General features: G+C 73.1%; 8 protein-coding genes and 1 pseudogene. 4 read left to right on the top strand and 5 right to left on the bottom strand.

Translation table 11 applies throughout. From position 1 onward, the window contains the following. Positions 1 to 777 (top strand): menaquinone biosynthesis prenyltransferase MqnP (gene mqnP / locus C1I95_RS29380; protein WP_111218724.1); only part of this gene is annotated, 777 nt, incomplete at its 5' end. Between the two features lie 24 nt (positions 778 to 801). Here the strand turns inward: mqnP and C1I95_RS29375 are convergent. Further along, positions 802 to 1,788 (bottom strand): terpene synthase family protein, encoded by a 987-nt coding sequence (locus tag C1I95_RS29375; protein WP_111218718.1) that lies wholly within the window; start codon positions 1,786 to 1,788, stop codon positions 802 to 804. A gap of 181 nt (positions 1,789 to 1,969) precedes the next feature. Between C1I95_RS29375 and C1I95_RS29370 the strand changes: the two genes are divergently transcribed. Then, on the top strand, positions 1,970 to 2,599 hold the full coding sequence (locus tag C1I95_RS29370) for a UbiX family flavin prenyltransferase (protein ID WP_111218716.1): 630 nt from the start codon (positions 1,970 to 1,972) through the stop codon (positions 2,597 to 2,599). Positions 2,600 to 2,628: 29 nt separating this feature from the next. Here C1I95_RS29370 and C1I95_RS29365 read toward each other — a convergent pair whose 3' ends face one another. Continuing rightward, complete coding sequence (locus C1I95_RS29365; protein WP_111218714.1) at positions 2,629 to 2,895, bottom strand: BldC family transcriptional regulator; 267 nt, start codon at positions 2,893 to 2,895, stop codon at positions 2,629 to 2,631. A gap of 269 nt (positions 2,896 to 3,164) precedes the next feature. On the opposite strand from C1I95_RS29365, the gene C1I95_RS29360 reads away from it, so the two are divergent. Both C1I95_RS29360 and cds1 read left to right on the top strand, forming a co-directional pair. After that, complete coding sequence (locus C1I95_RS29360) at positions 3,165 to 3,623, top strand: Lrp/AsnC family transcriptional regulator (protein ID WP_111218712.1); 459 nt, start codon at positions 3,165 to 3,167, stop codon at positions 3,621 to 3,623. 22 nt (positions 3,624 to 3,645) lie between these two features. Then, positions 3,646 to 4,746 (top strand): L-cysteine desulfhydrase Cds1, encoded by a 1,101-nt coding sequence (gene cds1, locus C1I95_RS29355; protein ID WP_111218710.1) that lies wholly within the window; start codon positions 3,646 to 3,648, stop codon positions 4,744 to 4,746. 186 nt (positions 4,747 to 4,932) lie between these two features. Here cds1 and C1I95_RS29350 read toward each other — a convergent pair whose 3' ends face one another. From C1I95_RS29350 to C1I95_RS36680, 3 genes and pseudogenes are all read right to left on the bottom strand, one after another. Then, positions 4,933 to 5,562 (bottom strand): putative glycolipid-binding domain-containing protein, encoded by a 630-nt coding sequence (locus C1I95_RS29350; RefSeq protein ID WP_199523964.1) that lies wholly within the window; start codon positions 5,560 to 5,562, stop codon positions 4,933 to 4,935. Between the two features lie 189 nt (positions 5,563 to 5,751). Further along, a complete protein-coding gene (locus tag C1I95_RS29345; protein WP_111218708.1) occupies positions 5,752 to 7,785 on the bottom strand; it encodes a DEAD/DEAH box helicase in 2,034 nt (677 codons plus the stop codon). 230 nt (positions 7,786 to 8,015) lie between these two features. Further along, positions 8,016 to 8,478, bottom strand: a pseudogene (locus C1I95_RS36680) (hypothetical protein); the annotation flags it as partial.

Below are 8,478 nucleotides of genomic sequence, written 5' to 3'. Positions count from 1 at the left end.
GGGCGGGTGCGGTGGGGGGACCTGCTGCTGATCACGGTGGCGATGGTCGGGGCGCGGACGTTCGCGATGGCCGCCAACCGGATCCTGGACCGCCGGATCGACGCCCGGAACCCGCGTACGGCCAACCGGGAACTGGTGACCGGGGCGGTGAGCCTGCGTACCGCCTGGACGGGCGCGGGCGTGGCGCTCGTGGTGTTCCTGGCCGCCGCCGCGCTGCTCAACCCGCTCTGCCTGGTGCTCGCGCCGCTCGCCGTGGTGCCGCTGGTCGTCTACCCGTACGGCAAGCGGTTCACCAACTGGCCGCACGCCATCCTGGCGGTCGCCCAGGCGGTCGGCCCGGTCGGCGCCTGGCTCGCGGTGACCGGCACGTTCGCCGGCTCCTGGCCGGCCTTCCTGCTCGGCGCGGCCGTCGGCCTGTGGATCGGTGGCTTCGACCTGATCTACGCCTGCCAGGACGCCGAGGTGGATCGGCAGATCGGCGTGCACAGCGTGCCGGCCCGGTACGGCCTGCGGTTCGCGCTGCACGCCTCCACCGTCGCGCACGTGGTGACCTTCGGGCTGTTCCTGTGGTTCGGCGTGCTGGTCGGCTTCGGCTGGCTCTGGTGGATCGGCCTGGCGCTGACCGCGGTCGCCTTCGGCTACCAGCACCTGGTGGTGACGCCGACCGATCTGAGCCGGGTCAACCGGGCGTTCTTCACCGCTAACGGCTTCGTCGGCATCGCGCTGTTCGTCTTCGCCCTGCTCGACCTGGTGTTCCGGCTCGGCCTGCGGCCCTGAGGGCGGGGTCAGGAAGCGGCCCACCTACTTCGTGGCGTAGCGGGCGCTCTCCAGGGTCCAGTCGATGGTGCCGCGGACGGCCCGGGCCACCCCGTCGAGATGGGCGGTGACGGCGCCGTCCAGCGCCGGGCCGAACGACGGCACCGTGGCGCGCAGGGTGGCGAACTCGCGCATCGACTCGTGCCAGCGCTGGGCCACCAGCTCGATCGCGGTGTCCACCGGCACGCGGCGCTCGGCGGCCATCGCCAGCACCAGGTTGTGCCCGCCGGAGGTGGCCGCGTCCCGTTCCAGCGAGGCGATGTCGTTGTACCAGGAGAGCAGGTCGTTGCCGTGGTCCCGGAGCCGGCGCAGCAGCGGGTGGTGGTAGACCGGGTCGGGTAGCGGCCGGCCGGTGACGAACTCCACCAGCGGGTACGACACGTACGCCGCCGAGGTGGCCCGGCGCAGCTCGACGTACTCGGCGACGCCGGGTGGGTGACCGGTGGCCTTGTTGGCCGCCTCCTGCCAGGTGCCGTCGAGGTGTTGGGCGACCGCGTCGGCGAAGCGCAGCCGCCAGCGGGCGGTCATCCGGCGGCGCGGTTCGCGCCATGCGTTCACCAGCAGCCGGCGCAGCGGACCGTCCAGCCCGGCGTGCCGCAGCCGGGCGCCACCGTGCAGCAGTGCCACCGCGCCGTTCCGCAGCCCGCGGATCTCGTCCAGGCTGAGCCGGCCCGGCTTGTCGCAGGCGTCGTCGACCAGGAAGAACCAGGTGAACAGGGCGGTAAGCGTACGCAGGTCGGGCTCGCTGGCGTCGGGGTAGAGCCGACCCGCGTAGCGGGCGAAGCCGGACCGGGCCAGCCGTTCCCGGGTCGGTGCGTCCATCGGCAGCCCGGTCTGCGGCAGCCAGGTGACCAGCCACCCCTGTACGTCGTCGGCGTACGGCGACAGTCGGGGCGGGATCGGGCAGGCGGCGCGCAGCGACGGCAGGATGTCTAAGGCGGCGCGCGGCGACGGCAGGATGTTGTCGGTCATCCCGGATCCTTCCCGCGCGTCTCGCTCCGGCGCGAATCGCCTCCGGCAGCATGCCAGGTAGCGGTGCCCCTCGCATTCCGACCGGACATCGGCACCGTAACGGCTCAGCTGCTGATGATCGGGGAGCTACCCCCCGGGGGGTAACCGACCGGCACCGGCGACGACCAGGCAGGCTGGAGGCATGCGCGAACCATGGGTGGTCGGGGTGTCCGGGGCGTCCGGCACGCCGTACGCGGCCGCGGTCGTCCGCGGGCTGCTCGACGCCGGGGAGCCGGTGGACCTGATCGTCTCCCGGGCCGCCCGGTTGACCGTCCTCGACGAGACCGGACGGCCGTTCCGCGACGCGCACTGGGCCGAGGACCTGACCGCCTGGCTCGGCCGCGACCTCGACGGCGCGGACGTCCGGCACTGGACCGCCGGTGACCTGGCGGCCGGGCCGAGCAGCGGCTCGTATCCGGTCCGCGGCATGGCGGTGGTACCCGCCAGCACGGCGGCCTGCGCCGGAATCGCGATCGGCCTGTCGAAGGACCTGTTACAGCGGGCCGCCGAGGTCAACCTCAAGGAGCGCCGGCGGGTGGTCGTGGTGCCCCGCGAGACGCCGGTGACCCGTAGTCACCTGGAACACCTGATCGCGTTGCACGACGCCGGCGCGGTGGTGCTGCCGGCCAGTCCCGGCTTCTACGGCGCGGGTGCCGCCGCCTCTGCGGCGCAGCTCGTGGACTTCGTGGCGGGCAAGGTGCTCGATGCCCTCGGTGTGCCACACACCCTGTTCCGTCGGTGGGGCGGAAAGCTGAACGCGGACCGGACCTGACGACCGGTCCGCGTTCCGATCCGCAGCCTTCAGTACATGCCGGCGTTGGCCGGGCCGGTGCCGGTCGAGGCGGCCGGGCCGGTATTGCGTGGCCTGCCCATCTCGTCCGCCTCCTCCAGCATGCCCTCCCCCTCAAGCAGAGCTCGCACCTCGGATTCCCGAAACCGGCGATGCCCTCCTGGAGTCCGGATGCTGCCGATCCGGCCCGCCGCCGCCCATCTGGTCACAGTCTTCGGGTCAACCCGAAACAGCGCGGCGACTTCACCCGGTGTCAGCAGGCGATCTCCAGTGTCCACAGCCCCCTCCTCGCGTCGACGAAGCCCCCGGCTGAACACACTGCCCCCGGCCGGTGCGAGCCCAGAGCCGTCATGAGGGACGTATGGCAATTACAGCACCAGCGACCTGGCCTGTCCGCCAAACGCGAAAAACGCACTGAGTGGGAAGTTAGTAAATGATACCGGCGCTGCGGCCTCCGAACCCTGAGTATGCGAACTGTCACCCTCCGCAACATTCAACGGATGTCGGCGTCCGGGTGTTACGCGGCAGCGACTAGGGTCTACAGTCCGTGGACGCCATCGACCTCAGCCTCGTGGACCTTCTCCGCGGCAACGCCCGCCTGTCGTACGCCGAGCTGGCCCGGCAGGTCGGCCTCTCCGCGCCGGCAGTGCACGAACGGGTCGGCAAGCTGGAGTCCGGCGGGGTCATCCGGGCGTACCGCGCAGAGGTCGAGCCGGAGACCATCGGGCTGGGCGTGACCGCGTTGATCGGCATCGTGGAGGACTCCGGCGCGGACACCGACGACGTGCTGGAGGCGTTCCGCGCCATCCCGGAGATCGAGTCCTGTTACTTCATGGCCGGGGTCGAGTCCTTCCTGCTCAAGGCCCGGGTGGGCACCATCGCCGAGCTGGAGCAGCTGATCGTACGGCTCAACCGGACGCCCGGGGTCAACTCGACCCGTACCAGCATCGCCCTGTCGACCAAGTGGGAGAACCGGCCACAGGCGGTGGCCCCGCCGGCCGCCTGAGCCGGCTTGCTACGTTCGGAACGTGACTCATCTTGACCGGTGTGACGAGACCAGCCGGCGGTGGGTGACCGACGCGATCGCGGCCGTCGAGGCGGACGCGAACCGTTCCGCCGACACCCACCTGCTGCCCTTCCCGCTGCCCAGAGCGTGGGGGATCGACCTCTATCTCAAGGATGAGTCGGTCCATCCCACCGGGTCGCTCAAGCACCGGCTGGCCCGCTCGCTGTTCCTGTACGGGCTGTGCAACGGCTGGATCGGCCCGGGCACCACCATCGTGGAGGCGTCGTCGGGCTCCACGGCGGTCTCCGAGGCGTACTTCGCCCGGATGCTGGGGCTGCCCTTCATCGCGGTGATGCCCGCCTCCACCTCCCCCGAGAAGGTCGCCCAGATCGAGTTCCAGGGTGGCCGGTGCCACCTGGTCACGGACCCGGCGAAGGTGGTCATCGAGGCGCGCTGGCTCGCCGAGGACTCCGGCGGGCACTTCATGGACCAGTTCACCTACGCCGAGCGGGCCACCGACTGGCGGGGCAACAACAACATCGCCGAGTCCATCTACGCGCAGCTCGCCCTGGAGCGCCATCCCGTACCGGCCTGGGTGGTGGTGGGCGCGGGCACCGGCGGCACCAGCGCCACCATCGGCCGGTACGCCCGCTACCAGCGGCTGCCCACCAAGCTCTGCGTGGTCGACCCGGAGAACTCCGCGTTCTATCCCGCCTGGCAGGCCGCGGACTGGTCGGTGCGCACCGGACGCGGCTCCCGGATCGAGGGCATCGGCCGGCCGACCGTCGAGGCGTCGTTCCTGCCCTCGGTGGTAGACCGGATGGTGCAGGTGCCGGACGCCGCCTCGCTGGCCGCCATGCGGGCCGGCTCGGCCGTACTGGGCCGGCGGGTGGGCGGGTCGACCGGCACCAACCTGTGGGGTGCCTTCGGGCTGATCGCCGAGATGCGGGCCGCCGGCCGGACCGGCTCGGTGGTCACCCTGATCTGCGACGCGGGCGACCGCTACGCCGACACGTACTACGCCGACGAGTGGGTGGCCGCCCAGGGCCTCGACCTGGCCCCGCACCTGGCCACGGTCGAGCGCTTCCTGGCCGACGCTGAGTGGCCGACCTGCGCTTCCTGATTGGCGGTGAGTGGCCGTTCTGTGCATCCTCGCCGTCGGCGAGTGGCCGACCGGTGCTTTCTGATCGGCGCTGAGTGGCCAAGCTGTGCTTCCCGATCGGCGGTGAGTGGCCGACCTGCGTATCCTCACCGTCGGTGAGTCTGGCCTCGGCGACCGGCGACCGGCGGGGGTTTCGGCAGGCTCGGCTCAGCCGGGGACGAACCGCTCCGCCACACCGGGGTAGCGCACCACGAAGCCGTCCGGGTCCACATCGATCTCCGCGCTGAAGCTGTCGCTGGCGTACCGGAACCGGTCCGGGCCCAGCCCGGTGTAGACCTGCTCGGCGGGCACCACGGTAAGGCTCGGCAGCAGCACCCAGGCCACGTCGATCCGGTGAGCGGTGCCGGCGGGCGCGGCGGGCAGGCCGAGCCGGCGCAGCGGCAGCGTGTTGAACAGCGGCGAGCCGCCCAGGTCCACGTCGAGGGCGTCGGCCAGCCGATCCGGGTCCTCCACACCGGGCAGCCCCACCGGGGCATGCCCGCCCGCGGTCAGGACCCCGTCCAGATCGCCCTGCTCGGCGGCGGTCACCCGCCACCGCTGCGTCGCCCGCTCCAGACGTACGCTGCGCCGCCACCCGGCTCCCTCGACCTCGACCTCCAGCCGGACGCTGACCCACTCGGGGTCGGTGGCCAGTTGGTACCGGCAGGTGTAGGGAATCGGGTCGGCGGCCAGTTGGGTACCGTGCGCGGTCAGCCCGTGGCCGGCATCGACGAGGGCGTGTTCGGCGCCGGCGGTGTCCGTCCGGGTCCACAGCAGCGACTTCGGCATGGTCGGCATGAGCCGGACGTTACGCCACCCGACCTGGCCGGGCAGTCCCTTGCGTCGATTGCCGGTGCCGTGCCGCCACCCGCGCCCTGCCTCAAGATCGTGCTCGATCCTGGATCGAGTGGTGTCGCGGTCACGACGAGGCCACTCGATCCCTGATCGAGCACGATCTCCGCTGTCGGGTGCGGGGTGACGAGTTGGTCAGTAGGTCCGCGCCCGCGGGCGCCCACCGGCAGCCCGCCGATCCTCGCGCGGCCGGTCGTGCGGGATCCGGCCCTCCGACCGGCCGCCCCGGTCACCGCCGAAGCGGCGCTCGCCGCGGCCCTCGTCTCCGAAGCGGCGCTCGCCGCTGGGCCGGTCGCCGTAGTGGCGCTCGCCGCCCGGTTGGTCGCCGTGCCTGCGCTCGCTGCGGCCTTCGTCCCCAAAACGGCGCGCGCCGCTGGGCCGGTCGCCGCGCGGTTGGTCGCCGTGCCGCCGCTCGCCGCGGCCCTCGTCCCCGAACCGATGTTCGCCGCTGGGCCGGTCCCCGAACCGGCGTTCGCCGCCGGGCCGGTCCCCGAAGTGGCGCTCGCCGCGCGGTTGGTCGCCGTGCCTGCGCTCGCCGCGGCCCTCGTCGCCAAAACGGCGTTCGCCAGTGGGCCGATCCCCGTAGCGGTGTTCGCCGCGCGGTTGGTCGCCGTGCCTGCGCTCGCCGCGGCCCTCGTCCCCGAACCGGCGTTCGCTGCTGGGCCGGTCCCCGAACCGGCGTTCCCCGCCGGGCCGGTCGCCGTAGCGGTGTTCGCCCCCGGAACGGTCGCCGTAGCGGCGCTCCTCGCGGGGCTGGTCGCCGAACCGGCGCTCCCCGCTGGGCCGGTCCCCGAAGCGGCGTTCGCCGCTGGGTCGGTCGCCGTAGCGGCGTTCGCCGCTGGGTCGGTCGCCGTAGCGGCGCTCCGCGCCCGGCCGGTCGCCGAAGCGGCGCGGGCCGTCCGTCCGTCCGGATCGGCGCGGCTGCTCCGGCTCGTCGCGTACCGGCACTCCGCTCGGCTCCCGCGCCCCGGTCAGCTCGACCAGGGCGGGGTCACCGGCGCGTACCCGGGTCTCCGCCGGCTCCACGCCGGCCTTCCCCAGCATGGCCAGGGTGGTGCGGCGCTGCTTCGGCAGCACCAGGGTGGCCACCGCGCCCGTCTCGCCGGCCCGGGCGGTGCGGCCCGCGCGGTGCAGGTAGTCCTTGGGGTCCTTCGGCGGGTCGACGTGCAGCACCAGCGAGACCCCGTCGACGTGGATGCCCCGGGCCGCCACGTCGGTGGCGACCAGGACGTTGGTCCGCCCTTCGCGGAACTCGGCCAGGGTACGGGTGCGCATCCGCTGGGTCTTACCGCCGTGCAGCCCGCCAGCGCGTACGCCGACCGCCGCGAGCTGCCCGACGAGCCGGTCCACCCCGAGCTGGGTACGGGCGAAGACGATGGTCCGGCCGGCTCGGGCCGCGATCGACGCGGTCACCGGGAACTTGTCGCTCGGCGGGATGAGCAGCAGGTGGTGGTCCATGGTGGACACTGCCGCGGTCGGCGGCGCGGTGGAGTGGGTGACCGGGTCGGTCATGAACCGCTGGACCAGCGCGTCCACGTCGGTGTCCAGGGTGGCCGAGAAGAGCAGCCGCTGGGCGCCCGCCGGCGTCTTCGCCAACAGGTCGGTGACCTCGGGCAGGAAACCCATGTCGGCCATCTGGTCCGCCTCGTCGAGCACGGTGATCTCGACATCATCGAGGTGGCAGATGCCGCGTGCGATCAGGTCGGCGAGCCGGCCCGGGGTGGCCACCACGACCTCCACGCCGCGCCGCAGGGCGTCGATCTGGCGGTCGTAGGGCACTCCGCCGACGGCGGTCTTCAGGAACACGCCGACGGCCTTGCCCAGCGGCAGCAGCGCGTCGTTGACCTGCATGGCGAGTTCCCGGGTGGGTACCAGGATGAGGGCCCGCGGGCGCAGCGGCCGGGCCCGGCCGCCCTCGGCGACCCGGGCCAGCAGGGGCAGCCCGAAGGCGAGGGTCTTGCCGGAGCCGGTCTGCCCGCGGCCCAGGACGTCCCGCCCGGCGAGTGCGTCCGGCACGGTCGCGCGCTGGATCTCGAACGGGGTGGTGATGCCCTGCCGGGCCAGGGCCCGGACCAGGGCCTCAGGAAGCCCGAGGGTGTTGAAGTCGATCGAGCCGGCGGTGTCGGCCGGCTGCGGGGCGGTGTGCACGTCACGGGTGGACAGGGACATGCCGGGGTCAGCGGAGCTGGTCAAGAAATGCCTTTCGAGCGGGGCGCACCTTCGCGATGTCCCGCCGCGGCACGACGCCGCCGGATCGTCCGCAAGAACGCCCAATGGGCGCGCGGGTCGCGCGCCGGGTCAGTGATCGCCCACAAGTGTACGGCGGACGCCGCGTACCCACGGGATGCGCGGGTGGGTAGTGGGCGGACTCACCCCCGCTGATCCGTAACCCGCCGGCCTCACCCCGGCAGGCCGCCGGTCACGCCGCTCAGCGCATCGTTCGCCAGCAGTACGACCAGCACGCTGATCGTGACCAGCAGGCCCAGCGCGACGGCCAACACGATCACCACCCGGAGGGTGCTGCTGGACCGTTCGGCCGGGGTCTCCGCCCAGCCCTGGGCCAGGATGTGCCCGGTCAACGAGCCCGAGTTCTCCTGCTCACCGGCGGGGAAGGCGACCGTGGCGGAGCCCGCACCGTCGGCGTAGTAAGCGCTCAGGTCTGACCCGCCGGGGCGGTGCGCAGTCGGCTCGGGCCGGCTGGCGGCAGTCCCTCGCCGCCCGGCCGGGTCCGCGTCGGCCCGGGGCGTGGCCGAGGTCACGTCCGCCTGGCTGTCGGGGGCGGTGGCCGGTCCGAGGCGTCCCGCCACGCCCGCCTCCAGATCCGGTGCAGCTCCCTTCGGCGGCAGCAGGCCGGGGCGGGAC

It is taken from the genome of Micromonospora craterilacus (assembly GCF_003236315.1).
In the GTDB taxonomy this organism is placed as follows: Bacteria; Actinomycetota; Actinomycetes; order Mycobacteriales; family Micromonosporaceae; genus Micromonospora; species Micromonospora craterilacus.
The sequence above is the reverse complement of the archived record's forward strand: the minus strand, read 5'-3'. Positions and strand labels throughout refer to the sequence as shown.

Excerpts from the sequence above, each read along its gene's own strand:
- C1I95_RS29375 (WP_111218718.1), bottom strand. The coding sequence starts at position 1,788 with ATGACCGACAACATCCTGCCGTCGCCGCGCGCCGCCTTAGACATCCTG.
- C1I95_RS29370 (WP_111218716.1), top strand. The coding sequence starts at position 1,970 with ATGCGCGAACCATGGGTGGTCGGGGTGTCCGGGGCGTCCGGCACGCCG.
- C1I95_RS29350 (WP_199523964.1), bottom strand. The coding sequence starts at position 5,562 with ATGCCGACCATGCCGAAGTCGCTGCTGTGGACCCGGACGGACACCGCC.
- C1I95_RS29345 (WP_111218708.1), bottom strand. The coding sequence starts at position 7,785 with ATGTCCCTGTCCACCCGTGACGTGCACACCGCCCCGCAGCCGGCCGAC.